The organism is Ureibacillus aquaedulcis, from assembly GCF_030418165.1.
In the GTDB taxonomy this organism is placed as follows: Bacteria; Bacillota; Bacilli; order Bacillales_A; family Planococcaceae; genus Ureibacillus; species Ureibacillus aquaedulcis.
The window spans coordinates 187455-213042 of record NZ_JAUHTQ010000003.1; the positions used below are offsets into that span (position 1 = coordinate 187455).

General features: G+C 39.8%; 25 protein-coding genes. 3 read left to right on the forward strand and 22 right to left on the reverse strand.

Annotated features, from left to right (window positions below; translation table 11 throughout):
• Positions 1-147: 147 nt before the first annotated feature.
• From QYB95_RS05755 to rocF, 15 genes are all read right to left on the reverse strand, one after another.
• A complete protein-coding gene (locus tag QYB95_RS05755; RefSeq protein ID WP_301137308.1) occupies positions 148-1551 on the reverse strand; it encodes an OmpA family protein in 1404 nt (467 codons plus the stop codon).
• Between the two features lie 180 nt (positions 1552-1731).
• Positions 1732-2058 (reverse strand): bacillithiol system redox-active protein YtxJ, encoded by a 327-nt coding sequence (ytxJ, locus tag QYB95_RS05760; RefSeq protein ID WP_301137309.1) that lies wholly within the window; start codon positions 2056-2058, stop codon positions 1732-1734.
• 128 nt (positions 2059-2186) lie between these two features.
• A complete protein-coding gene (locus tag QYB95_RS05765; protein WP_301137310.1) occupies positions 2187-2420 on the reverse strand; it encodes a glutaredoxin domain-containing protein in 234 nt (77 codons plus the stop codon).
• 81 nt (positions 2421-2501) lie between these two features.
• Positions 2502-2747 carry a glutaredoxin family protein gene (locus tag QYB95_RS05770; protein WP_301137311.1) on the reverse strand — a complete coding sequence of 82 codons (246 nt, stop codon included), beginning with the start codon at positions 2745-2747 and terminating at the stop codon, positions 2502-2504.
• Positions 2748-2771: 24 nt separating this feature from the next.
• On the reverse strand, positions 2772-3107 hold the full coding sequence (locus tag QYB95_RS05775; RefSeq protein ID WP_301137312.1) for a thioredoxin family protein: 336 nt from the start codon (positions 3105-3107) through the stop codon (positions 2772-2774).
• A gap of 110 nt (positions 3108-3217) precedes the next feature.
• Positions 3218-3994, reverse strand: coding sequence for a sulfite exporter TauE/SafE family protein (locus QYB95_RS05780; protein WP_301137313.1), 777 nt, complete (start codon positions 3992-3994; stop codon positions 3218-3220).
• Positions 3995-4070: 76 nt separating this feature from the next.
• Positions 4071-4298 carry a sulfurtransferase TusA family protein gene (locus tag QYB95_RS05785; RefSeq protein WP_301137314.1) on the reverse strand — a complete coding sequence of 76 codons (228 nt, stop codon included), beginning with the start codon at positions 4296-4298 and terminating at the stop codon, positions 4071-4073.
• Between the two features lie 85 nt (positions 4299-4383).
• Positions 4384-5511, reverse strand: a complete 1128-nt coding sequence (locus QYB95_RS05790; protein WP_301137315.1) for an MBL fold metallo-hydrolase — start codon at positions 5509-5511, stop codon at positions 4384-4386.
• A gap of 116 nt (positions 5512-5627) precedes the next feature.
• The gene (locus tag QYB95_RS05795) at positions 5628-6023 is read right to left on the reverse strand and encodes a DsrE/DsrF/DrsH-like family protein (RefSeq protein WP_301137316.1); all 396 of its coding nucleotides are present in this window, start codon (positions 6021-6023) and stop codon (positions 5628-5630) included.
• A 29-nt stretch (positions 6024-6052) separates the two neighbouring features.
• A complete protein-coding gene (locus QYB95_RS05800; protein WP_301137317.1) occupies positions 6053-6616 on the reverse strand; it encodes a sulfurtransferase TusA family protein in 564 nt (187 codons plus the stop codon).
• A 49-nt stretch (positions 6617-6665) separates the two neighbouring features.
• A complete protein-coding gene (locus QYB95_RS05805; protein WP_301137318.1) occupies positions 6666-6962 on the reverse strand; it encodes a rhodanese-like domain-containing protein in 297 nt (98 codons plus the stop codon).
• A 24-nt stretch (positions 6963-6986) separates the two neighbouring features.
• Positions 6987-7334, reverse strand: a complete 348-nt coding sequence (locus QYB95_RS05810; protein ID WP_301137319.1) for a rhodanese-like domain-containing protein — start codon at positions 7332-7334, stop codon at positions 6987-6989.
• Positions 7335-7394: 60 nt separating this feature from the next.
• Positions 7395-7655, reverse strand: coding sequence for a metal-sensitive transcriptional regulator (locus QYB95_RS05815; protein ID WP_301137320.1), 261 nt, complete (start codon positions 7653-7655; stop codon positions 7395-7397).
• A 630-nt stretch (positions 7656-8285) separates the two neighbouring features.
• Positions 8286-9698 carry an amino acid permease gene (locus QYB95_RS05820; RefSeq protein ID WP_301137322.1) on the reverse strand — a complete coding sequence of 471 codons (1413 nt, stop codon included), beginning with the start codon at positions 9696-9698 and terminating at the stop codon, positions 8286-8288.
• 296 nt (positions 9699-9994) lie between these two features.
• Positions 9995-10864, reverse strand: a complete 870-nt coding sequence (gene rocF, locus QYB95_RS05825) for an arginase (protein WP_425609182.1) — start codon at positions 10862-10864, stop codon at positions 9995-9997.
• A 1649-nt stretch (positions 10865-12513) separates the two neighbouring features.
• Between rocF and QYB95_RS05830 the strand changes: the two genes are divergently transcribed.
• Together QYB95_RS05830 and QYB95_RS05835 are read left to right on the forward strand one after the other, a co-directional pair.
• Positions 12514-14052 carry an AbgT family transporter gene (locus QYB95_RS05830; protein ID WP_301137326.1) on the forward strand — a complete coding sequence of 513 codons (1539 nt, stop codon included), beginning with the start codon at positions 12514-12516 and terminating at the stop codon, positions 14050-14052.
• A 33-nt stretch (positions 14053-14085) separates the two neighbouring features.
• Positions 14086-15459 (forward strand): M20/M25/M40 family metallo-hydrolase, encoded by a 1374-nt coding sequence (locus tag QYB95_RS05835; protein WP_345783707.1) that lies wholly within the window; start codon positions 14086-14088, stop codon positions 15457-15459.
• Between the two features lie 207 nt (positions 15460-15666).
• Here QYB95_RS05835 and QYB95_RS05840 read toward each other — a convergent pair whose 3' ends face one another.
• The gene (locus QYB95_RS05840) at positions 15667-17055 is read right to left on the reverse strand and encodes an NAD-dependent succinate-semialdehyde dehydrogenase (protein ID WP_301137328.1); all 1389 of its coding nucleotides are present in this window, start codon (positions 17053-17055) and stop codon (positions 15667-15669) included.
• A gap of 3 nt (positions 17056-17058) precedes the next feature.
• Positions 17059-18396 carry a 4-aminobutyrate--2-oxoglutarate transaminase gene (gabT, locus tag QYB95_RS05845; protein ID WP_301137537.1) on the reverse strand — a complete coding sequence of 446 codons (1338 nt, stop codon included), beginning with the start codon at positions 18394-18396 and terminating at the stop codon, positions 17059-17061.
• A gap of 131 nt (positions 18397-18527) precedes the next feature.
• Between gabT and gabR the strand changes: the two genes are divergently transcribed.
• Positions 18528-19931, forward strand: a complete 1404-nt coding sequence (gene gabR, locus QYB95_RS05850) for a MocR-like transcriptional regulator GabR (RefSeq protein WP_301137330.1) — start codon at positions 18528-18530, stop codon at positions 19929-19931.
• A gap of 123 nt (positions 19932-20054) precedes the next feature.
• Here the strand turns inward: gabR and gltX are convergent, their stop codons facing one another.
• The 5 genes from gltX to QYB95_RS05875 form a co-directional block, all read right to left on the reverse strand.
• Positions 20055-21521: a glutamate--tRNA ligase gene (gltX, locus tag QYB95_RS05855; RefSeq protein WP_301137332.1), complete on the reverse strand. Its 1467-nt coding sequence runs from the start codon at positions 21519-21521 to the stop codon at positions 20055-20057.
• A gap of 95 nt (positions 21522-21616) precedes the next feature.
• A complete protein-coding gene (locus QYB95_RS05860) occupies positions 21617-23107 on the reverse strand; it encodes an aldehyde dehydrogenase family protein (protein WP_301137334.1) in 1491 nt (496 codons plus the stop codon).
• A gap of 13 nt (positions 23108-23120) precedes the next feature.
• The gene (locus QYB95_RS05865) at positions 23121-24086 is read right to left on the reverse strand and encodes a PDR/VanB family oxidoreductase (protein WP_301137336.1); all 966 of its coding nucleotides are present in this window, start codon (positions 24084-24086) and stop codon (positions 23121-23123) included.
• The gene (locus QYB95_RS05870) at positions 24087-24584 is read right to left on the reverse strand and encodes a hypothetical protein (RefSeq protein ID WP_301137338.1); all 498 of its coding nucleotides are present in this window, start codon (positions 24582-24584) and stop codon (positions 24087-24089) included.
• Between the two features lie 5 nt (positions 24585-24589).
• A complete protein-coding gene (locus QYB95_RS05875) occupies positions 24590-25588 on the reverse strand; it encodes a heme-dependent oxidative N-demethylase family protein (RefSeq protein WP_301137340.1) in 999 nt (332 codons plus the stop codon).

Sequence of the window (25588 nt, forward strand, 5' to 3'; positions counted from 1 at the left end):
ATTTTATAAAGTAGGGTAATGTCGAGAATAAAAAAATGTCCATTCACCTTTTCTTATAAAAGGTTGAATGGACATTTTATTTATGGATTATTTTAGGCTGTTATACCGCGGCGCATAAGCCAAGTAAAAAGGTTATAGCCTATATAATTACTTCGGATTAATCACAATTTCGACTCGGCGATTTTTTGCTTTGCCTTCCTCGGAATTATTTAATGCGAGCGGCATTGTTTCACCGTATCCTGCTGTACTCATCTTGATGTGGCCGACTTTTCCGCTTTCTTGCAAATACATTTCAACCGCTTCGGCTCTCTTTTCTGATAGCGTCAGATTATATTGGTCATCCCCTGTATCATCAGTATGACCATTAATTTGAATCACGGTATCCGCCTTCAATGTTGCTAGATTTTGAATCAACTCATTCAATGTTTTTTGGGCGTCAGCTTTCAAATCACTTTGATCATGGTCAAACAAGATGTCATCGGGTAATTGGATTTTTGTTTCTTCCCCATCCGTCGTAAGAGTCGTTTCTTCCGGAGCATTTACAATTGGCGGTTCCGGATGAAGGATGATTTCAATCATATTCCCGCCTTCTTCATTTGGAACTACCTGCTCACCACTCATTCTCTCAAAGGATTCTCCGTAAGTTTCATTCATTTTTGTCTGCAGAATATGCGAACTTTTGGGTTTCGAAGTAATAACGAGATAACCGGTTTCCGTAATGGTGTCATATGGAACCTGTAATGAAAACGACCCATCGCTAACCACATTGGCATTGGAGCTTATCCAATTTTGCGCAACAGCAGCCTCTTCCGATGAAAAGTAGGAAGCAACCATCTCTGTTCCCTCTATTAAGTTGGATTTCCCTTTTACATAGAAGTAGTGATGATCATTCGTTAATTCCGTTTCGACCCATACATCCGTGCTGCCATAATCATCGGGAACCTCTTCCCTTTTAGGTGTCTCAATCGGATAAACGGTTTCTTCCCCACCAGGCATTACAAGGGTTGAAGCGAAGATTTTCTGGTATTCTTCGTCTATGATTTCATGTTTGTAGACAAAAGGTCCTTCCAAGTTCTCCCCATGCTCGCCATAAACAGCCTTCACCTCGTCGGTCTGCGCCAATCCGCCAAGCACAACTTCCATCGTGACTAAAACATAACCGTTATCCTTTAAATCTGTTGGGATTTCAAATGTAAAATCCCCATTTTCATCAACTTCGGTACCTTTATCACAAAGAAGGCAAATCGGATTTCGAACCGAAAACGGCCGATCCAGCCAATCAATTTCTACTATCGTACCTTCCATCAAATTACTTTTCCCATTGACTGTTAACTTACCATTTTCGTTTACTACTTCTCCGCTTAATTGGATGTCGGTAGGATTTGTTTCATCCTCTTGATTTTCTGACCCTGCTTTTTGTTCTGCATCTACTAAGCTTGTACCATCACTATTTTCCTCTTCTTTTGACTGGGTTTCCCCATTGCTTTCACATCCAACCAAGAGAAAGATTGCTAGCAAAATTAGTGACAACCAGGTTGTTATTCTCTTCATAGTTCCCTCCTAAATTACCAATTCTCTATCAACGTTAAAGGATATTTGTAAATTTTGGAATAAGTGTTTAGTCCTAGGATAAATAGCATTCTCCCCGCAAACTTTCACGCAAACTACAAATTAAAAAACCTCCTGATCGGTTAAATTAGAAGGTCTTTAGACAAATTTTAATGAGTAAAGTTATAGATACATTCTAAGCGCTTCATTTACGAGCGATTTTTTCACTTTAGAATGAGTAGCCTGCCAAATCGCTTTTTTATCTTTCAAGATTAAAAGTTGGGGTGATTCGTGTTTCACGCCCAAATCTTTTTCAATCGTTTTCGAGAGAAGCCTGTCCTCTTGTACAACGACTATGTATTGAGGTAGTTCTGTTTCAAGCGCCCGTAATTCTTTCATAGCTGATAAGCTGATGATGCATGTCGTGCTAAATTTAAATAGAAGAAAAGGCTGTTCTTTCGAATTATCCAACAATTCCCGCCAAGCTTCTATCGATGGTATCCGCTTCATATTAGTTTAACCTCCAATATTCTTTGCCCACGATATCAATTCATACGATAAAGGTTCTCGTATAACAGGCTACCGCAGAAGCTGCAACTAATTCTGCAACCTCTGCACTTTTAGCCCATCAAAACTTATTACTTAAGTGCTTCAAGAATTCTCGTAGGGTCAAAACCTAAAACCCACTTGCCATCAATTTCCGTTTGAGGAACGCCCATTTGGCCTGTTTGATCTACAACCTTTTGCATCATGGCCGGATCATTTTCCACATTGACTTCTTTAAACGGAATGTTGTTTTGTGACAAGAATCCTTTCACCATTGTGCAATAAGGGCATGTCGTTGTTGTGTATACTGTAACATTTTTCTCCATATTAAAACCTCCATTATCTTTATTGATATTCATTTACCCTGCCAGGTATTTTTATAACTAAAAATTTTTATATTCTTTTAATTATTTCACGTCAGCATTCAGCACCTCGAGGATGCGAACCGGATCAAATCCAAAAATCCAATAACCATTGATATTGGTTTGAGGAACGGAGAATCTTCGCGTTTTCCCAATGAGTTTCAGCATTTCTATCGGGTGAAGATCTACATTAATCTCTTTATATTCAATATTCAGGTCAGTTAAAAATTCCCTGACCATAGCACAGACCGGACACATGGCGGTGCTATAGAGCGTTATACTTTGATTCATTTCGGTTGGCCTCTATTTTATGATTTAGGAAGTATACAAATTGTATATCTGATCTAATTTTTCCTTCAATAATTCAAAGCGAACAAATCGATCCCCTCGTACATATTCCTTTCCATCAATCATTAAAAGCATGATCGGCGCACTTAATATCAAAAATTTTTCAGCTACCGCTTTTAACTGGCTGGCATCGATATGCCCAAGATGAATCAGTGGATATTCGTCCAGGAGTTCCCTTAGCTTGGGCAATATGGCATGGCACGTACTGCAGTCCGGTGTTGAAAAGTATAATAAGCTCATTTCGTGTTTTTCAAGAAACTCCTCCACCATCTCCAGGCTGGTTAGTTCAGTTAGTTTTTTCATGCTGCTCCTCCTCTAAAGGGACACTTCAAACACTTTCATTTTTCCCTTGGTATCCAACTGTTAAACAAGGGACTTGCCCCTAGTTTATATTGCCATTCTTCTATCTCTTTTTACAATAAATCGATCCATATTTTAATAGTTGTTCCCAAAATTAAAGCAGCTAAAATCCCTTGCAGAACCTTTGTATTCATTTTCTGGCTGATCCTTGCACCAATTGGAGCTGCAATCATTCCGGCAAGAATCACGATAACCGCCGTCACATAATCTACCTGACCGGTTGCTAGTTTACCGATCGACCCGGCAATGGACGAAATAAAGGTAATCGCCAAGCTGGATGCTATGGTCATCCTTGTAGGAATCCGAAGAATTAACAACATAATCGGAATCAGCAGGAATCCGCCCCCAGCACCTACCACGCCAGAGCCAATCCCGACAATAAATGCGAGCACCGCGGCAAGCGGTTTGTTATAAGAGACTTCATCCAAAGGAATCTCATCAATCTCCTTTTTTGGGATGAACATTAGGATGGCTGCAATCAATGCTAGAATCCCGTATACAATGTTGACTTGTTCTTCCGATAGATATTGCGATCCGATACTGCCGATGAATGTTCCAAGCAGCACCGAACTACCCATAACGGTAATCAATGATTTATTTAAATAACCACCTTTGCGAAATCCGATGACACCTGCAATCGATACAAATAAAACGTCCAGTGCACTGATTCCGGAGACTTCATGTGCGGTCAAAGCTTGAAATCCGAAGATTGGCGGAATCATCAAAAGCATTGGGTATTTGACAATCGCCCCTCCAATGCCGAGCATCCCGGAAAGAAAAGAACCAATAAACCCTATAGCAAAAAGGACAATTACATAATTACTATCCATGTTGCTTCCTTCTTTCTATGAGTTACATTCATTAAACTAGTTAAGTTGAAAAGTGAGTCGTAGAACAACCCACTTTTTAAGCTTTTTTAATATAGAACGTTAATACATCTGCTTCTTCTTTATGTTCCAAAAGGGTATGGCCCGCTGCAGCTGACCAGGCAGTTAAGTCGGCCAACGCCCCTTTATCTGTCGCTTGTACTTCAATGATTTGACCTGATTCCATTGTGTCCATTGCTTTTTTTGTTCGTACAATTGGCATTGGACAAGATAATCCTTTTGCATCTAAAACTTGATTTACTTCCATCTCAACATTCTCCTTTTTATTTTAAGTTTGCAAGGAAGGAATTCTCTCCGTTCCTTGCCGAATATTTTCAATTAATTATCCTTCATTAACGTACAGCACATCGGTTCGGACCGATTTCCATTTCCGTTTGTTCATCATTCCCCGGGCTGATTTTACCCATGTTGACCTGACGAATTTGTTCATAGGCATTCGGTTGTGGCGGCAAGTTATCCGTTACCGTGTGACGGAATTCATCTTCACTTTCAATGTTCAAGCCATGGTTTTCTGCAAATAGATCACCTAATCGTTTTGCTACAGTCCCGTCTTCATTTAACTCCTCGATAATCATGAAGTGGGCCGGCAGCACAATTAAATCCTCCGCCAATTCACGGTAGCGACGGTATAATGTGTCGCGAAGGTCGCCTACCCAATCCTCCGCAAGACCCGCTAAATCAGGTCGGCCAATTGAATCGATAAATAAAATATCACCTGTTAGTAAATACTTGCCATCCACGATAAATGATGTTGAGCCGATTGTATGACCCGGTGAGTAAAGTGCGCCTACTTCAATTTGAGATGCGCCGATTTTCACTGTCAAACCATCTTCAAGAGGTGTGTAGTCAAATATTACTTCTTCTGCATCTTTTGCCGGCAAATAATAAGTAGCCCCTGTTGCTTCAGCGATATGACGACCACCCGAGATGTGATCTGCATGTAAGTGTGTGTCAAAGACATGCTTGATTTCTACATTTTTCTCTTTCGCAAAGTTTGTGAATACGTCCGTGAAACGGACAGCATCAATAATGGCTGCTTCTCCTTCAGAAATCACCATATAAGAAAGACACCCTTTACCCAGGCGAACAAATTGATAAAGTTCACCACCACCCGTTAAATCTCCAACTTTAATCGGTTCCAGGTAGGAACTCCATGATTTCATGCCGCCTTCAAGATAATAGACATCACGTCCAGCATCTGAAATCATTTCGGCTACCATTAATGATGAGCCTTCTTTTGCACAAACTACTAAAATGTCCTTTTCCGCAGGAAGTTTAGGGAGGATTTCCTCAACTCCATCCAGCAAATCGAAATAAGGAATATTTAAATAATCGAAGTTGTGTCCTTCAATTCGCCAGTCTTCATAAGCATCTGTGTTGCGTACATCCAAAATGAATAGTGGTTGATTTTCAATTACTTTACGGGCAACTTGTGCTGCCGTCATTTTAACAAATGCCATTTCATATTACCCCCTAAGGTATTAATTTTGATTTTTTTAAGTGGAAGGGTCTCCCCTTCCACTAGTTTTCCCTACTCATCCGAGATTAGGCATTTTTATCAATTCACGAATTGCTATTAGAATGTTAGGGTAGGTGCTGCATCTTTCGCAAACTCAAGGAATGTAACCGCTCCGCCAACTTCAATACCATCAACAAAATCTTCTTTTGATAAGCCCATTACGTCCATCGTCATTTGGCATCCGATGAATTTAACGCCCATCTCTTGCGCCATTTCCAGTAATTCTGGGATGGAAGGAACATTCGCTTTTGCAAATCCTTCAGCGAAATGTTCGCGGCCTTCCGGCATCGGTAATTGCTGCACCGCTTGTTTATGAATTAAATTCAACCCTTCAAACGTGAAGAAGATCGCTACCTCTTTTTCCGTTGCGGCTGCAGCCGTTGCAATATTGAATACCTTATAAGCGTCAAATAACCCACCATTACTTGCGATAATTGCTACTTTGTTAGACATAATAAAATTCCTCCAATACATTTAATTTTTTATATTTTTTTTGATAAATCGCCGTTCCAGGAACCTATTCCCGGTATGACGTTATACACTTTGGCAAATCCTTTTTCCGACAGTTTACGTGCAGCCAGATCACTGCGTGTTCCCGTACGGCAAATCACGTAAATTTCCTGATCTTTATCCAACTCATCCAAACGGTCTTCCAATTCACCCATTGGGATTGATTTCGAACCTTCAATATGACCAAATGCATATTCCGCTTCTTCACGAACATCGAGAATCATCCCGCCGTTAGCTGCTCGGTCGATTACTTCTTCGTTGGCAATCGTTTGTTCAAACTTCTTTTCTATCCCTTTGTCATCCCCACTTTTGCGGATGTAGTGCAGTAAGACACCATCCTCTTCTTTCGTGCCGATATACTGGTGACCAACACTTTCAGACCACGCTTTGAGATCGGCAAGAGAACCTTTGTCCGTTGCCTGCACTTCCAGGATTTGACCATCATTTACACCAACCATCGCCTTTTTTGTTTTGACGATCGGCATTGGGCATGCGAGACCTTTTGCATCCAATTGTACATCTGCTTTTAATGACATCCAACAAACCTCCATATACCTATACAGGTATTATTTTTAGCAAAAAAATTTATTCAACTTGCCCTTCCCAAGAGAGCATACCACCTGTCATATTCGTTGCATCATAACCTTGGCTTTCCAGATACTGCGTTGCTTGACCACTGCGTCCACCCGAACGGCAAACCATGATATACGGCTTATTTTTATCCAATTCATGCGTTCGGAATTCAAGCAATCCCAGTGGAATATGAGTGATTCCAGGAATATGGCCAGCTTGTACCTCATCCACTTCACGAACATCGATCAGATTTAGCATTTCACCATTTTCGATACGTTGTTGAACCTCTTTTGCACTAATCTCTTTCATTTCATAACCCTCCCAATTCAATTTTTAACCTCTCCAGGCACTCATGCCGCCACGGACATTCGTGACGTGTTCATATCCTAGTTTTTTTAATTGTCTGCAAGCCTGTGCGCTACGCATGCCACTTTGACAAATGACCACGATTTCTTTATCCTTCGGAAGCTTTGAAAAATCGGATCCCAACGGAATATTTTTAAACTGGCGAATATTGCGAGATTGGTATTCACCAGGTGTTCGCACATCAACAAATACTTTATCTTTGTCGTTCACTATGTCTTTTAGCCCATCAGTCGAAATCGTATTTATTCCTTTTGCCGGTCGCATACGCCAAAAAATAAAAACAATCGCAATCACAACAATAAACCAAATTTCCATTAACACCCTCCTATTATACCGTGATGGGTATATTTTTACTTAAAAATAAAAGTTGATAAGTTAGCGGCTTTTAACTAACAAATCCACTGCTGCTTGTACGGACTCATGGGTAGCTTCACTACTTTTCGCTCCCAGGAGACATTCTTTTAAGTTTTCACTTAAAATAACATTAATCGTGTGATCCACACCTGAACGGACAGCTGATAATTGAGTGATGACGGCCTTACAGTCTTTGCCTTCGTCCATCATTTTCAATATCCCCCGAAGCTGACCTTCCATTCGCTTGATCCGATTCTGTATTTTCACATCATACGAATTCACTTATGCCGCCTCCTTCTGTTTCAATTTCTCTTGCTGATATACACATATTATACCCCCGCAGGTATAATGTCAACACATAAATCGAAGTTTTTTAAAAGAAGGTGTGAGGTGTCTCTATAGGGTCATACCACATTCGCCTTGAACAAAACATACCAAACACACTTTAATTTAGGATTGTTCATATAGTGCACCCAATTTCGGCTATGTAGGTTATTGAAATTGCATTCAACAAGAAAAGCCACTCACGGGAGCGACTTTTCCATAGTTATTGTAAATATGATTCCTGTATCAGTACCGCAGAAGCCAGTCTGAACTTGACATTGTAAATCTGTAGGCTTCACCTATTTCTGGTGAAAGATCGAATACAACTTTATCCGTGATTTCTATGCCAGGACTTACTTCTTGAAAAAAGAAACTATTTTGAATGGAACCATCTTCACTTTGGTTAGCCTATATGCTTGTGGAAGAATCAGATTCATACATCTTCTCTCCCCTTGTTTGGAATTGATTCCACCATCTCGTCCTTACTATCTTTCGTGAAAAGCGAATCGCGGTTATTATTCCTCTATCTTTTGAGCTTTGGAATCGAATTGTGAAAGTACACTAGGTAACATAAAGATTTCTATCCAACTATAATTCGATTTCCTGTAAATCTGTCTGGGATTGCTGATTTTTCTTCACCTTGAAGTGATAAACTACAAAACAACCGATAAAGAATGCTCCCCCGCAATATAGCGCCATTCGTTGCGTGGGATCAAATGCCAGACTAATCATAACGATACAGTTTGCCAGTAAGGCCACAATTGGAAGAAACGGATAAAGTGGTATTCTAAATTTTAAGTCTTCTACTTTTCCGCTTTCCTGGATGTATCTTCTTCTAAATGCAAGCTGGGAAGCAGTAATGGCAATCCAGCCGATTTGTGCTCCCAGTCCTGCCAGGGAAAGTAGCCAAACAAATACAGTATTTGCAGCTACTACACTTGATAATAAGGACAAACCAGCTATTGCAAGCGTAATAAGCAACGCGTTCATTGGTACGCCTCTATGATTTACCTTACCTAACCGTGGGCTTGCCATTCCTTGTGTAGAAAGTGAGTACAGCATACGTGTCGCTGCATAAAGACCAGAATTGGCAACCGATAAAAGAGCTATAAGAATGATAAAATTCATAATATCAGCTGAATACGGAATTCCTATATTTTCCAGAACAACAACGAATGGACTTTCCACGACTCCTGCTTGCTCCATCGGAATCATAGCTGCGAGCAGGAAAACGGATAACACAAAGAAGAAAAGAGTGCGCCAAACGGTTTGTCTGATAGATTTGGGAATTGTCTTTTCGGGATTTTCACTTTCTCCTGCAGCAATTCCAATTAATTCTGTTCCCTGAAACGAAAAATTCACCGTAATCATCGTAATAAGTAGTGCGGTTACCCCATTCGGGAAGAGACCTTCAGCGAAAAAGTTAGAGAAAAAGGGTGCCTCTTGTCCATTATCCATATCAATAAAACCAAACATGGCAGCGCCGCCAATTACAATGAAGATAACAATAGCTAATACTTTAATGCCTGAGAACAGAAACTCCGATTCCGCAAATGCCTTTGTTGATAAGGCATTGAGCAGAAAGAGGGAAGCAGCAAAAATGGCACACCACATCCAAACAGGGGATTCAGGAAACCATCGTTGCATAAGTTGTCCCGCTGCCAGGAACTCAAGGGCGACTGTTACTGCCCAGCCTAACCAGTAGAGCCATCCAACGGAAAAACCAGTGGCAGGACCGATAAATTTCGTTGTGTATACTTGAAACGAACCGGAGACCGGCATGGCGACTGATAGTTCACCAAGACAAAGCATCGTTAAATACATGATAAAACCACCTACTAAGTAGGAGATAATAGCACCGGTCGGCCCGGCTTGCTGAATCGTGTAGCCAGAGCCAAGAAAAAATCCTGTACCAATACATCCCCCAAGTGAAATCATAAATAAATGTCTTGCCTTCATACTCCGCTTTAATTCATACGTTTTGTTTTCTGAAGCTTCCATGGCTGATCTCCTTTAAGTTTAGTTATTCTGAAAGCGATTCCACTTTTAGTGATTAAGTACTTAAAGATTGAGATTTTCAGTAATCTCCTAACCTCTTCATGTTTAGTTAATTTATCGCATTAAAAGCAACGTCAAGATTCCCCACTTCGATCCACAGGATGGACAACTGAAGATATAGAGAGGGACATCAGATTTGTAGTTCTACCACCATGGGGAGGGGGAAAGAAAATCCCTCCTGGTTGAAGGTTCATTCTTTATGTTCATTTACGCCAAATTCAATAACAAACTTAATCCTCTTAAAGCAGTTTGTCTCCAAATAATGAACTCATTAAGGCGACAGCGACAGCAGCTGTTTTATTCCTCTCATCTAATATGGGGTTGATTTCTACAAATTCGGCAGATGTAATGATACTAGCGTCGAATAGCATTTCCATAGCAAGATGGCTTTCGCGGTAACTAATGCCTCCTGCAACCGGCGTACCCACACCGGGTGCCTCTGCTGGGTCAAGTCCGTCCAAGTCAAGTGATAAATGCACGCTATTTGTACGTTCCTTTAAATAAGCAATGGTTTCCTCCATTATTTTAGTCATGCCTAATCGGTCAATTTCATGCATTGTATATACTTTAATCCCTTTTTCCTTAATTAGTTCTCTTTCCCCTTCATCTAAGGAACGAGCCCCAATAATGACAATGTTCTCCGGTTTCACTTTCGGGCAATACCCTCCAATATTAGTTAGAGCAGGGTGTCCGATTCCCAAACTTACGGCTAATGGCATACCATGTATATTTCCCGAAGGTGAGGTTTCTGCTGTATTTAAATCACCATGGGCGTCATACCAGATGACCCCTAAATTTCCATCGTGTTTTGCTACGCCCGCTAATGTTCCGATGGCAATACTGTGGTCTCCTCCTAAAACTAAAGGGAATCGATTCAAGCGAATGATTTCATCTATTTTCTCGCTCAATTTCTCATTGCCTTCTGCTACCGCTTTCAAATTTTTCAAGTTGGTATCTATATCAGTTTGGGCTCTTTCCTTAATCTCAACTCTTATATCCCCTTCGTCATGAACCACATAACCAAGATTTTCAAGCCTTTCGCTTACTCCAGCATAGCGGATGGCGCTTGGCCCCATGTCTACTCCCCTTCTCGTTTGACCAAGGTCCATTGGTACCCCGATAATAGAAATCCCCTTTTTCACGATCAAATCTCCCCTTTATATTTTTATCCTAGTATAATAGCAAATTTATAGATGAATCAACTGGACACTTTTTTGAATATTTATAAAATTATATATATTCTCCATATAATTTCATATAAATTTTCCACACGTTTAAATATAGGTAAAACCCTTATAAATAGGGGTATTCAAGCAAATTATCCTATCGATATCTGCCTCTCTTCATCAAAATAAATATATGCAGAATAGTCTGCATACTTTTCAATTCTTAGTTGATGCCTTTATTGTTATTTTTTGCTTTTATATAGGTATTTCATAGATTTATCAGGGTTTAAAAAACTTTTTAAAAATAATACTATTTTATTCGATAGTACAGTATATTGTATCGGTAAATTGATTTAGTTAGATCATATGTATGTAGTGTTTCGAGGAGTTTTAATTGGTGGACATTGACTGTTTGCCAATCGAGTGTTGAACAGCGTAGGAGGTGGCTTAGAAGTTATTCTATCTACTTGCCTATTATATCTATTGCAATGGGATATTCGAGAAGACTATATTTATAGCATCCACAATGCATGGCAATGGTATTCTTCAAATGCCTTTCTAAAGCATAGGGCATACTCATAAATTACAGCCAAATCGTAGTTAGTGCTACCCCTATTTATTATACTAAAAAAATAAATTTCCTTTTCTAGCATTCTACAAGGAGTATTTTTTATTTGTCATTAACTATTTATAAAAATTAATATTTTCTATATTATTTTTAATTTAGTTAATCAAAAAGTATCGTTATAAGGTGTATTTTGTATGAAATATAAGGGTTTATATATAATGCATGCATAAAATACTGTATATAAATCTTTGTTAAAATAAGTCATGATTGCATTAAAACTATCATTCATACGATAAGATAAACCATGGTTTATGAGTTAAATTCCTTCATCATTTAGCTTATTTAACAGTGGTGGTTTAGATTCAATGATGCATACGGTTTCATTGGCGCTCGTTGCCATGATTGCTTGTCCCTGCTGTAATCCCCCTTTCCACACTTCAGGATTTTACCCTTTAATGATTCTTTTCATCTTAAACACAGTGTATTTCCAAATCCAATCTACTTGGCTTGTTTCACCACTATTTCCCTCATCTTTTGTTTGTGATTGCCATTACTTTCACATCCAATCAAGAATATATTTATAGCAAAATATCATTGTTTGTAATGGTTATCCTTTCAAGGTAATTAAACTTTTCAACCTGTATACAATTTATTTTTCCTTGAATAACATTTACAATATTCAGATTTTTTTATATATTAGATATTATCATTTAATTTCTTGTGTGCTTAATTTGTTCTACCTAGACTTGTTAAGTGCTCGGAAGTATGGACCAAAGTTCGATGGAAGATTACATAAGGTTACATCTTTAATGTTGTCTAGAAAATCGATGGAATACATAACGGATGATCGGTTGATAAGTTTACTGTTGGAATTACTTTGAGTGTGCAAAAAACCATATTACTAGATTCGATACAACCATTTGTTTTCATAACAATAAGCCAAACTTTTTTTATCAACTGTCGACTGTATACACTTCTTTTCCATCGAACTTATTCTCAAATATTATAAAAAGGAGTGATTGACTTGCAAGAACCATCAGCAAAAATTCAATTAGAAAAGCCAAAAGGGTTTATTCGACTTCTTAATGGAATTGAACGTATTGGGAATCGTCTTCCCAATCCATTTGTTTTGTTTATCTGTTTAGCTCTATTATGTATCTTTATTTCTTGGCTGGTCCATGCCTTTGGCGTTTCTGTTATACACCCAGGAACCGGAGAAGAAATATTCGTCAAAAGTTTAATCTCTACTGAAGGGTTAGCCTTTATATTAGGATCAGCGATAGACAATTTTGTTAGCTTTAACCCGTTGGGCGTGGTCCTTGCATTAATGTTGGGGATTGGCCTATGCCAAAAAATTGGTTTATTTGAAGCGGCCATAAAGAAAACCATCTTAGGTGCTCCAAAAGCGATTATTACATATGCAGTGCTATTTATCGGAATCCTTGGGAATATTGCATCGAATGGGGCGTATGTTGTAGTTCCCCCTTTAGCGGCAATGGTTTTCCTTGCGGTTGGACGGCATCCTTTGGCCGGAATGGCAGCCGGGATTGCAGGTGTTGGCGCTGGTTTTACTGCCAACATTCTAATTACGGATTTTGACGCGCTTATTTCGGGAATCTCAACAGATGCAGCAAAAACCATCAGTAGTGACATTGTGGTAACCCCTATTGATAACTGGATCTTTATGAGTGTATCTGTTTTTGTCCTGACGATTACGGGTGCATTCGTTACGGAACGCATTATTGAGCCAAAGTTGGGAGCTTATAAAGGAAACGGCCAGGAAGAAGCAATTTCAGCTGTTGGGCCGTTAGAGACAAAAGCCTTAAGAAATACAGTGATCTCAGCATTAATTTATATTGGTTTCGTTCTTATATGTTTATTTATCCCAAACAGTCCATTAAGAAATGAAGATGGTGGATTCATTCCCTCCACGTTTTTGGATGGCATCACGATGTTCCTTCTATTCTTCTTCTTAACGATAGGGATTACATATGGTGTCTCGGTCAAGAAAATCAAAAATTCAGGTGATGTAACGAATTCCATGGTTGAAGGAATCAAGGATATGAGTACCTTCATTGTTCTGGCATTCGCCATTGCACAGTTTATTGCCTATATCCAATGGAGCAATTTGGCCATCTGGATTTCCGTGGACGGATCGGAACTGCTTAAATCCATTAATTTTACCGGTTTCCCAGTCATTATTCTTTTTGTATTATTAACGGCAGTATTGAGTCTCTTTATTACAAGCGGTACTGCATTATGGTCAGTCCTGGCACCAGTCTTCGTGCCAATGCTGATGCTGCTAGATTTCCATCCAGCCTTTATACAGGTCGCTTACCGGGTTGCGGATTCGGCAACAAATATGATTACGCCGCTTAATCCATTTGTGGCGATCATGCTCGTATTTATTACCAAATATGATAAAAAGGCCGGGCTGGGGACGCATATTTCCTTAATATTCCCTTATACCATCGCATTTTTATTAGTTTGGATCGTCATGATATGCATCTTTGGCCTATTTGGAATTCCAGTCGGACCAGGGGTAGATATGTATTTAAAATAATGGAAAGTGGGGGTTATGATGGAGAGTTCAAAATTGAATGATCTATTGGCAGACAGAAGAAATGAGTACTTGGAGCAATTATTTACCTTGCTTAGGCAGAAGAGTATCAGTGCCGAAAATATAGGGATGGAAGAATGTGCCCAACTAGTAAAAGCGATGATGGATGAAGCAGGATTGAATAATACGAGATTAATCGAGACAGGCGGCCATCCCGTTGTCTACGGAGAAATCATCAAAGATCCTAACGCATTTACATTACTAATCTACGGGCATTATGATGTTCAGCCCGCAGATCCGCTGGAGGAATGGAATTCACCTCCGTTTGAACCAACGATTAGGGATAATAAAATCTATTGCCGTGGCGCAGGGGATAATAAAGGACAATTCCTGGCACAAGTGTTGGCGATTAAAACCTATCTGGATTCCATCGGTGAACTTCCGATCAATATAAAAATGGTCATTGAAGGAGAAGAAGAAGTTGGCAGCAGAAATCTAGCTTCGTTTGTTGAAACCAATAAGGATTTATTGAAAGCCGATCTGGTCTATACATCGGATGGACCAATGCACTCTTCCGGAGCACCGTTTGTTTTACTTGGCGTAAGAGGAATGCTCTATATGGAATTGACAGCCAAAGGAGCAGATTGGGATAACCATTCGGGCAACAAAGGAAACATCGTCCCTAACCCTGCATGGGAACTAATCGACTTATTGCACACGATGCGTGATCGAGATGGAAAAGTGTTAATTGAGGGCTTCTATGATAATATCCGTCATCCATCCGAAAAAGAAAAAGAACTGATTCGGAACCTCCCTTTCGACCGTGAACAAGTGGCCGAACAAATCGGATATAATGACCTGGATATGGATGGAGAAACCTATTATCATAAACTAACAATGGAACCGACATTCAATATAGCTGGATTCACTAGTGGATATGGCGGCGAAGGGGCGAAGACAATCATTCCTGCAAATGCAACCATTAAAATGGATATACGCCTCGTAGTAGACCAGGACCCTGATGATATTTATGAAAAGGTTTGTGCCCATGTCAATAAATTTGCACCTGGTGTGAAAGTGTCCCGTATCGGTGCTATGCAACCATCCAGAACGCCCGCTGAACTGGATGTAGTCAAAGTCGTAACAGATGCCGTAAGAAAAGGTTATGGAATGGAACCGGTGCTGCAACCAAGCCTGGGCGGAAGCTTGCCTGATTATGTATGGACCAAGATTCTAAACTTGCCATCCATCGTTGTTCCCTATGCAAACTTTGACCAAGGCAACCATTCACCGAACGAGAATCTTAGACTAGACAACTTTTTCAATGGCATCAAATGTACCTGCCAGGTTATTCATGAACTTGGGGTGTATGCAGCAGAACAGCATAGATTATTAGAGGCACGTAAATAATAAAGTCGTTAGTTAAGCTTGGGGAGTTTGAGGATATTGAATCCTGAACTCCCCAGCCAGCAACTAAGGTAATAGAATAATTAGGTGCGTAAAATTACAAGAAGTTGAATTTGAGTTTACTCAAATTCAACTTTTCACTATTTGAAGATAGTTATGTCCCAACCACAAAGTAGTTAAATTCTATACTAGTAGGATCATGTGTCGGTTTTACACACCTACTGATAAATATTTTGTTTCTAAGTAGGGCTCAATCCCCTCAGAGCCACCTTCACGGCCAACACCAGAGTCTTTCATGCCACCAAATGGAATATGTGCTCCAGATGGCGCGCCATCATTCCAGCCGATGATTCCGTAATGTAAGTTTTCACTTAAATATAAACCATCTTTATAATTTTCTGTAAAGAAGTACGCAGCTAAGCCATATGGTGAATCATTGGCAATGGTAACGGCTTCTTCTAATGTCGAGAATTTTACAACAGGAATAACAGGTCCAAATGTTTCTTCATGCATGATTTTCGCATCTAATGGTATGTCTGTAATAACTGTTGGCAAAACAAAGTAATACCCTTTTTCATCATCTGTATCATAGCCATTCCCGCAAGCTAAAGTTGCGCCACGGTTTACCGCATCTTCAATCTGGTCTTTTATTTTGACAAACCCCTTCTTATTGATGATAGGCCCAACATTTACACCTGGATCGAAGCCATTGCCAACTTTTAATGTCTGTACTTTTTCTACTAAAAGCTTAGTAAACTCTTCCGCGATATCTTCATGTACAATTAGACGGTTTGGTGATACACATGTTTGACCTGCATTGCGGAATTTAGCTGTAACTGATTGCTCTACAGCTACGTTTAAATCTGCATCCCTTGCAACGATAATCGGGGCGTGTCCACCTAGTTCCATCGTTACATGCTTTACGGTTTGTGCACTTTGTTGCATCAGTAATTTTCCAACTGGCGTAGAACCTGTGAAAGTAATTTTGCGAATGGCTTTATGCGACGTAAAAATTTCACCTACTTTTGGTCCTTCATTTAACACGTATTGCAATGCATCTTTTGGAATGCCCACACTATGTGCTAATTCAATTAAGCGAATCGTTGTCAACGGTGTTTCTTCAGCTGGCTTAACGATAAATGTACAACCCGCTGCTAATGCAGGTGCAGCTTTACGTGTCATCATCGCTGCCGGGAAATTCCAAGGTGTGATGGCAGCTACTAAACCAATCGGCTCTTTTGTCACTGTAATACGCTTATTTGGCACATGTGCAGGTACTGTACGACCATAAATACGTTTCGCTTCTTCTGCATACCAATCGATATAACTGACCGCGTAATCTACTTCACCTAATGCTTCAGGTAATGGCTTCCCATTTTCAAGCGTAATTAATTCGCCGATTTCCTGACGATTTTCACGGATACATTTTGCCCAGCTGTTTAATAACTGTGCGCGTTCATGTGCACTGCGTTGCTTCCATGATGTAAATGCAACTGCTCCAGCTTCAATTTTAGTTACAATGGCTTCTTCTGTATCATATTGAAGCGTATGAATTAACTCCCCATTTGCAGGGTTATTGACGTAAACAAGCTGATTCATCGATTATTTCCCTCCATAGTTTGCAAAAGCATCATCCAAAATCGCTAAACCTTGCGCTAATTCTTCATCTGTAATTACTAATGGTGTCAAGAAACGGATGACATTTCCTTTAATACCTGCAGTTAGTAATAATAAGCCGTTCGCATTTGCGTATTGTGCAATTGCAGTAGCTGCCTCTTTATTCGGCACTTTATTGTCGCCGACCAACTCAACGGCAACCATTGCACCTAAGCGACGAATATCGCCAATGAAGCTATATTTTGCTTTGTAAGTTTCCAAGTGTGCTTCTAGCTTGGCGCCAATTGCTTCTGATGCTGCACATAAGTTTTCTTCTTCAATGATATCAATAACCGCTAGCGCCGCTTCACATGCTACTGGACTACCAGCATAGGTACCACCTAATTCACCTGGTGTTGATACTTCCATAATTTCTTTGCGGCCAACTACACCACTTAAAGGTAACCCCGCGGCTAAAGATTTAGAAACCGTCATTAAGTCTGGTACGACATCAAATTGCTCGATTGCAAATAATGAACCTGTGCGTGCGAAACCAGTTTGAATTTCATCTGCAATCAAGACGATATTGTTTTCTTTACAGAAATTCGCAACAGCCTGTACGAATTTTTTCGGTGGTACGATGAAACCGCCTTCCCCTTGTACCGGTTCCATAACAACACATGCAACCATTTCTGGTGCGATTGTCGATACGAAGAAATCATGGAATTGTTCGATGATGAAATCTACATATTGCTCATCTGTTAGCCCTTCTGGTTTGCGATATACATATGGGAATGGCGCTTTATAAATTTCCGGTGCAAATGGACCAAACTCAAATTTATAAGGTTTTACTTTCGAAGTCATCCCCATTGTTAAGTTTGTACGGCCATGATAGCCATTTGTAAACGCGACAATCCCTTGTTTCTTTGTATACTTACGTGCAATTTTCACCGCATTTTCTACTGCTTCTGCACCAGAGTTTAATAAGATTACTTGTTTATCATGTGTACCTGGTGTAATTTCAACTAGTTTTTCTGCTAGTTTAATATACGAATCATACATGATTACATTGAAGCCAGGGTGTAAAAACTTTTCCACTTGAGCTTGTACTGCTGCTACTACCTTTGGGTGGCTATGACCAACATTTAAGGTACCAATGGCAGATGCAAAATCGATCCATGCGTTACCTTCCGTATCGATAATTGTAGAGCCTTTCGCTTCTCTTGCAACAGCTAAACAACCATTGCTCACCCCTTGTACGACGAATTCTTTACGTTTGTTTACAATTTCAACTGCAATGTTTTCTTTAATCATCTTGATTATCCCCTTTGCAAATTGCTGTATTTGATAGTCCTAGTATCTGATTTTTTGGTTCACAAAAAAAGGTCCAACTTTTATAAAAAAAGGTACCAGTGCGCATCCTTCATGATTTATAATTTAAATCAGAATATACAGTTATTTATCGGGGGATTCGTATGATTCGTATTGATTTCACATCTGATCATCGTTTTATTTATCAACAAATTTATAGTCAGCTACGAAAACAAATTTTACAAAACGAACTGCGTGCACATAGTAAGCTCCCTTCAAAACGCGAGCTGGCAGAAATTTTAAATGTCAGTATCAACTCTGTAAAAACCGCCTACGAACAGCTAATGGAAGAAGGCTATATTTATACAATCGAACGGGTAGGCTATTATGTAGAAGAAATTCAGGAATTTAAACTAGCGGCTAATACGCAGCAATCCTTCCCACCAAATCTCAAGGAAAAAGCAGAGACACGGAAAGGGTGGTTATCCTTGTCCCATATGAACACAAACCCACAACTTTTCCCATTTAAAAAATGGTTATCGTGTCAGGCAAAAATTTATGATTCGTATATCTCTTCACTCGGTGATATGCCACATACGCAAGGCCCCTATTTATTACGCCAAAGTATTGCAGAGATGCTGTATCGAACGCGCGGCATTACATGTGAGCCTGAGCAAATCGTCTTGCATGCAACGAGCCAAGGCTTATTGGAGCGAATTATTTATATGCAGCAAGGGAAAACGTTTGCGACAGAAAATCCCGGCTATGCACGCTATCATCATTTATTAAAGCGGGCGAACATAAATACGCATTTAATCCAGCTCGATGCACAAGGAATTGATGTAGAATATTTAACTAATTCAAATGCCGATATCGTCATTACAACACCATCGCACCAGTTTCCAACAGGAATAATCATGCCGATTTCAAGGCGAATTGAATTATTAAACTGGGCTGCAGCGTCGGAAGACCGTTATATTATCGAGGATGATTATGATAGTGAATATAAATATCAAACCGATAACATTCCCGCGTTACAAAGCTTGGACTATAATCAAAAAGTCATATATATGGGAACATTTTCAAAAACGCTCTTGCCAGGCATTCGTATAAGCTATATGGTACTTCCGCCAAAATGGCTATCATTATACAAAGAACATTTCTCTTTGGAAATTCAACCAGCCAATATACTTGCCCTTTATACGTTACAAGAATTTATAGATAGCGGGCTGCTTGAAAAACATGTACGTAAAATGACAAAGCATTATGAAACGATTCGCACCCTGCTCATCCAGCAGCTACATGAACAGTTAGAGGAACATATTTTGATCCATGACATACCCGCAGGACTGCATTTTTTAGTAGAAGTCTTTACAGAAAAAAGTTATACCACAATTGAAGAACAGGCAAATTTACATAAGCTTGAACTCTATACTTTAAAGCGTTTTTCGTTAAATACGCTTCCACTTATTAAAAAAAATCGTTTGATTATTATCGGCTTTGCAAACATTGCGCCGGAAGATATCCCAAACGCAGTTGAAAGATTAAAAAAGGTTCTGTTACATTAACATTTGCCGATTTTCACTAAGCCATTTACATCTGTGTTTGTACGACGATAAAACATATGAATTTTACCGCAAGATAAAAAACGGCTATTTAGCACGCTAAAGCTAAATAACCGTTTTTCCATTTTATATATTCACTTTGCTAAATTGAGCTAAACGCTTTACTAATAGTTCCTTCCCCAGAAGTTTCATCACTAAAGGCAGTTCTGGACCATGCGTCTGGCCTGTCAATAAAATACGGATTGGCATAAATAAAGCCTTTCCTTTTAGACCTGTTCGCTGTTGTACTGTTTTTATGAGTTGTTCCCAATCTGCACTGCTATTTGGCGTTGCTTGTTGTAGGGCTGTTGTTAACGCCGCTGCAATAGCCGTTGTTTCACTTGCTTCTAGCCATGCTTGTGCCTCTTCTTCATAGTTAACACGCTCTTCAAAGTAATGCTTTGTTAGCACAACAATTTCCGCGCCATACGTTAATTGCTCTTGATATAACAGTGCAAGCTCCTTCACCCATGCAAGCTGCTCTTCATTGGCCCAAACAGGTACAACATTCGCCTTTTGTAAATGTGGTAAAACAAGCTCAACCAATGCATCTACCGATAAGCGTTTAATATATTGATTGTTCATCCACATCAGTTTTTTCTGATCAAACATCGAAACGGATTTTGATAGGCGTCGCACATCAAATTGTTCAATTAATGCTTCTTTTGATAACAATTCTTGCTCCCCTTCCGGAGACCAACCCAATAAAGCAAAGAAATTGAACATCGCCTCTGGTAAAAAGCCTAGTTCACGATATTGCGATACGAACTGGACAATGGTTTCATCCCGTTTCGAGAGCTTTTTACGTTCTTCATTGACGATCAATGTCATATGTCCATATTGTGGTGGTGTCCATCCAAATGCCTCAAATACCATCAATTGTTTTGGCGTATTCGATAAATGTTCTTCCCCGCGGAATACATGGGTAATGTCCATATCATAATCATCCAATGCTACCGCAAAATTATATGTTGGAATACCATTCGTTTTCATAATAACCCAATCGCCAATATCTTTTGATTCAAATGCGACATTCCCGCGAACTAGATCATGGAAACGATATGTTCCTTCAGGTACACGCATACGAAGTGTATAAGCTTCACCCGCAGCCTCTTTTTCCTGTATCTGATGTTGTGTCAATGCTCTGCAAGTACCATCATAATGAGGGGCTGCTACCCCTCTTTCTTTTTGCTCTTCCCGAGATTGTTGCAGGCGTTCTGTTGAACAAAAACATTTATACACTTGGCCATTTGCCAAAAGTTTTTCCCCTCGCACTTTGTAGAGAGATAGGCGCTCCATTTGCCGATACGGTGCATACGGGCCACCTATATCAATTGATTCTTCAGGAATGATGCCTAACCAACGTAAATTATCCAATTGTGAGGCTTCACCGCCCTCTACGTTTCGTTCTACATCTGTATCTTCTATCCGTACGATAAATGTTCCGTCGTGGTGTTTCGCATATAAATAATTAAATAACGCTGTGCGAGCTCCTCCAATATGTAAAAAGCCGGTTGGACTAGGCGCATAGCGTACACGTACTTTTTTGGTCATTATATTCTCTCCTCACCTGTATATAAAAAATTTCCTTATTATATAGATTTGCGCATCTATATAATAAGGAAGTCATGTCAATTTACTTCATGATTTTATTGTGGGAACCAGCCTACCGGTTCAACATTTAACCGAATATTAATTTGTTTTACTTCCTGGAATTCTTCCAAGCTATATTTTCCTAAACTACGACCAATACCCGATTGCTTGTAGCCACCCCACGGTGCTTCTACATAAGTTGGGTGGTAATCATTTACCCATGTAATCCCTGCACGAACTTGCTTAATAACACGTAATGCTTTAGCGCCGTCATTTGAGAAGACTCCACCAGCTAAACCAAAATCTGTGTCATTTGCTAAGCGTACTGCCTCTTCTTCTGTTGAGAACTTTTGAATCGTTACGACCGGGCCGAAAATTTCTTCCCGCACAATTGTCATATCCGATGTTACATCGGTAAATACAGTTGGCGCGATAAAGAATCCTTTGTCCAGGCCATTGTCTGTTAAACGGTAGCCTCCTGTTTTCAATGTTGCCCCTTCCGCTTTACCTTTTTCGATATAGCCTAAAATGGAGTTCATTTGAGCTTCGCTCACGATGGCGCCCATATTCGTTTCCGGATCTAAACCAGGTCCTACTTTTATTTTTTCTGCGCGTTCTACATAGCGTTTTACGTAATCATCATAAATTGTATCTTGTACCAAGATACGGCTGCCTGATGAACATACTTGACCAGCACCTAAGAAAATCCCAAATAAACCATAGTCAACCGCTACTTCTAAGTCTGCATCTGCAAAAACGATGTTTGGCGACTTGCCACCTAGTTCTAAAGAAATTTTCTTTAGATTGCCGGCTGCAGCTCGCATAATGCCACGTCCTACATCCGTACTCCCCGTGAAGGACACCATGTCTACATCATTGCTTTCAGAAATTGTTTGCCCAATGATCGAGCCTTGACCAAGTACCATGTTTGCAACACCTTTTGGCAAGTTTAGCTCATGCAAGATTTCAAATAACTTGAAGGCTGTTACAGGCGTAACTTCAGCTGGCTTGTAAACGATGGTATTCCCTGCTGCTAATGCAGGTGCAATTTTCCAAATACTCATTAGTAATGGGAAGTTCCAAGGTACGATCAATCCTGCAACCCCGACTGGCTCTTTTACAACCATTGCTTGTACATTATTGTCCGGCACATGATAGGTTTCACCATCTGGATGTAAAATAATCCCTGCATAATAACGGAAGCAAGCAATCGAATCTTGTACATCCGCTTCTGCCTCTGCATATAACTTCCCGTTATCTAGGGTCTCCAATGTAGCGAATTCTTCAAGACGCTCCTCAAGCTTATTCGCAATCGCATGTAGAATATTTGAACGTTCTTTCGCTGTCGTGTTTTTCCACTCACCCTCATCAAACGCCGTGCGTGCAGCCTGGATTGCTTCTTCTGTTTGTTCTTTCGTCATTCGTGGTGCTGTAGCGATTACTTCTTGGTTTGCAGGGTTGATTACGTTTACTGTATTTTCTGCTTCTACCCACTCACCATTTACATAACTTTTTAAGTATAGTACGTCAGTTGCTGTTGTTGTCATCTATCATCCCGCCTTATAGTTTAATAGTTAAATTAGTAGATTTTGCTCGTGAACAACATGTTAAAATAGTGCTTCGTTGCTTTCTATTTTCATCAGATAGGAAGTGATCCCGGTGTTCCACATCACCTTCTACAACATCGATTTCACAGCTGCCGCAGCCACCGATTTTGCATGAATAGGGTGCATTCACCCCTTCGCGTAGTAGTGCATCTAATAAAGTCTCATTTTCAGTTACTTGAATTTGTTTACCGCTTTCCGTCAGGGATACGACAAACGGTTCTAGATTAGAATCATCCAGACCACTTGAGAATAATTCAAAATGTACAGCACCTTCCGGGTAACCGAAGGAGAATGCTGCATCTCGGAATTCTTCCACCATGCTGACAGGTCCACAAAAATAAATATGAGAGCCTACACGGTGTTCCTTCATTAAATCCGTTGTTAAACGATTTGGCTCAGCTACACGTGAAAAATGGAAAGTGGTAATGTCCGCATACTTTTCTTTAATTTCTTTATAAAATGCACATTCTTCAGGTGTACGAGCCGCATAATGAAGCTCCACTGTTTGATCAAATTGAATATCTTGCAGCATCGTTAAAAACGGTGTAATCCCGATACCAGATGCATAAAATACATGATGCTTCGCTTGTACATTTAACGGAAAGTAATTACGCGGGAATGTTATTTCAAGTTCATCCCCTTCTTTCATCACTTCATGCCAATGCTTCGAGCCTCCACGTGAGTTGGAATCTTTGTTAATCGCAATTTCGTAAAATTCTCGGTTACGTGGATCACTGATTAATGAATACTCACGTTCATATACTGTATCCCCATCGGCTACAAAAGTTTTTAAGTGTGCACCACCTGTAAAAGCAGGCAGTTTTTCATCTTCTATAGGTACAAAACGAAAACGTTTAATAGTAGACGTCTCTTGTACAATACGATCGATTTTTACAGGAATATTGCCAGCGATTCTCATTTATTTCACTCCTTCTGTTTTCGGTACAAATGGATAACCAATATATCCTTTACGCACTTTTGAATAAAATGGTCCGACTTCCAAGTGTGCACCACACCCACATTGTACATGCGTGGCTTGTGTGTCGATTTCACTTGCGGTGAAGCATTTCATACAGTAAATATATTTACGCTTTTCTCCAATGATTTTTACTTGCAGTTCTTCTTCCGATAAGCCTTCTTCAACGGCTGTTGAGAAAATTGCTGCCGCATCGTCCCAATTTGCTGCAATATAAAAACATGTGCCCATCTTTTGCTCTACGATAAAGTCACGAACATTAGCCGTGTCCTTGAATAGAAATGTAGCGGATGGTGTATCAAAGAGCTGGGCCTGTAATTGCTGTGCTTCTTCTTTATAGGCTTCATCGCAAATAATAGCCGCCTTTACGAAATGTGTTTTAGGCGATAATTTTTCTGTTAATGTAGCGGATTCAAAAAATAAGACCGGGCTATTATACATACAGCTTATCCCTCCTGAGTTTCTACAGCTTGTTTCTTTAACTTTTCGTCTACACGGCGCAAATACTCTACAGATTGTGGTAAAAAAGGAGCAATTCCTTTGTATTCCGCCATCGGTTCTGGAATATCTTGCAGTACGCTATACATTAGGTCAAACCATTCTTGACGAAGTTGCATATCTTCTAAAGGTAGGAACTGAGTATTTAAAACAAATAAAATGGCATTGCTGCGTGACATACGGTAGAATTTTTGTTCTTCTACACGGAGCCGTACCAATTTACCTGCATTTTCTGGTGTGATGAGGCTTCGTTCCGGTCCCCAAACATCCATAGTTTCATAGTTTACATCCCAACGGTCGGCCATTAAGTTCCAGTTAATGCGTGTCCATGGCTCACCTGGGTTAATTCCCAATAGGAATTTACGAACGCGATCTATTAAGTTGTCACCATTACGTGATACAAACGGTACTGGTCCATGAATTTCATCAAACGACATTCCCTTATTCCAATGTGCAGAAAATAATGCAGCATATGAGACTTGTCCTATTTCCAGGTAGAAATTGTCATTCCGGTTGACCATTAAAACAAAATCCTGGTGGAAATGGCGCCCTGCAAAATCATATGGCTCATAAGGCAATGTAGACGGATCACCGAACGTAAATGTTTGCTCTTCTTTCAGAATATTATTTTTAAATGTCCATTCATCGCCATTTTTAATAAGCTCAAAATGTTCAGGATATTTATCGACTGCCATTTCAAATACCATTTCCAAAAACTCCCACTGCATTTCCATTGTGTGTGGGAATGATTGATAACGGACCTCTGGCTGCTCATCCAATAAACGGCGCTTCGCACGTACTTGCAACTCATATTCCGGTGTAATCAATACTAAGTTTGTGTCCTCCAACCTGCGCAAGTCATTGGAATAACGATAATTATCTGAACGGAATGGGAATGGGAATGTATCCAAGTCTGTTGTTTTAAAATCTAATTCTTGTGTAAACAT

Bases quoted from the DNA above. Each gene is read 5' to 3' on its own strand.
- QYB95_RS05755 (WP_301137308.1), bottom strand. From the start codon at position 1,551: ATGAAGAGAATAACAACCTGGTTGTCACTAATTTTGCTAGCAATCTTT.
- ytxJ (WP_301137309.1), bottom strand. From the start codon at position 2,058: ATGAAGCGGATACCATCGATAGAAGCTTGGCGGGAATTGTTGGATAAT.
- QYB95_RS05765 (WP_301137310.1), bottom strand. From the start codon at position 2,420: ATGGAGAAAAATGTTACAGTATACACAACAACGACATGCCCTTATTGC.
- QYB95_RS05770 (WP_301137311.1), bottom strand. From the start codon at position 2,747: ATGAATCAAAGTATAACGCTCTATAGCACCGCCATGTGTCCGGTCTGT.
- QYB95_RS05775 (WP_301137312.1), bottom strand. From the start codon at position 3,107: ATGAAAAAACTAACTGAACTAACCAGCCTGGAGATGGTGGAGGAGTTT.
- QYB95_RS05780 (WP_301137313.1), bottom strand. From the start codon at position 3,994: ATGGATAGTAATTATGTAATTGTCCTTTTTGCTATAGGGTTTATTGGT.
- QYB95_RS05785 (WP_301137314.1), bottom strand. From the start codon at position 4,298: ATGGAAGTAAATCAAGTTTTAGATGCAAAAGGATTATCTTGTCCAATG.
- QYB95_RS05790 (WP_301137315.1), bottom strand. From the start codon at position 5,511: ATGGCATTTGTTAAAATGACGGCAGCACAAGTTGCCCGTAAAGTAATT.
- QYB95_RS05795 (WP_301137316.1), bottom strand. From the start codon at position 6,023: ATGTCTAACAAAGTAGCAATTATCGCAAGTAATGGTGGGTTATTTGAC.
- QYB95_RS05800 (WP_301137317.1), bottom strand. From the start codon at position 6,616: ATGTCATTAAAAGCAGATGTACAATTGGATGCAAAAGGTCTCGCATGC.
- QYB95_RS05805 (WP_301137318.1), bottom strand. From the start codon at position 6,962: ATGAAAGAGATTAGTGCAAAAGAGGTTCAACAACGTATCGAAAATGGT.
- QYB95_RS05810 (WP_301137319.1), bottom strand. From the start codon at position 7,334: ATGGAAATTTGGTTTATTGTTGTGATTGCGATTGTTTTTATTTTTTGG.
- QYB95_RS05820 (WP_301137322.1), bottom strand. From the start codon at position 9,698: ATGGAAGCTTCAGAAAACAAAACGTATGAATTAAAGCGGAGTATGAAG.
- rocF (WP_425609182.1), bottom strand. From the start codon at position 10,864: ATGGACCTTGGTCAAACGAGAAGGGGAGTAGACATGGGGCCAAGCGCC.
- QYB95_RS05840 (WP_301137328.1), bottom strand. From the start codon at position 17,055: ATGAATCAGCTTGTTTACGTCAATAACCCTGCAAATGGGGAGTTAATT.
- gabR (WP_301137330.1), top strand. From the start codon at position 18,528: ATGATTCGTATTGATTTCACATCTGATCATCGTTTTATTTATCAACAA.
- gltX (WP_301137332.1), bottom strand. From the start codon at position 21,521: ATGACCAAAAAAGTACGTGTACGCTATGCGCCTAGTCCAACCGGCTTT.
- QYB95_RS05860 (WP_301137334.1), bottom strand. From the start codon at position 23,107: ATGACAACAACAGCAACTGACGTACTATACTTAAAAAGTTATGTAAAT.
- QYB95_RS05865 (WP_301137336.1), bottom strand. From the start codon at position 24,086: ATGAGAATCGCTGGCAATATTCCTGTAAAAATCGATCGTATTGTACAA.
- QYB95_RS05870 (WP_301137338.1), bottom strand. From the start codon at position 24,584: ATGTATAATAGCCCGGTCTTATTTTTTGAATCCGCTACATTAACAGAA.
- QYB95_RS05875 (WP_301137340.1), bottom strand. From the start codon at position 25,588: ATGTTTACACAAGAATTAGATTTTAAAACAACAGACTTGGATACATTC.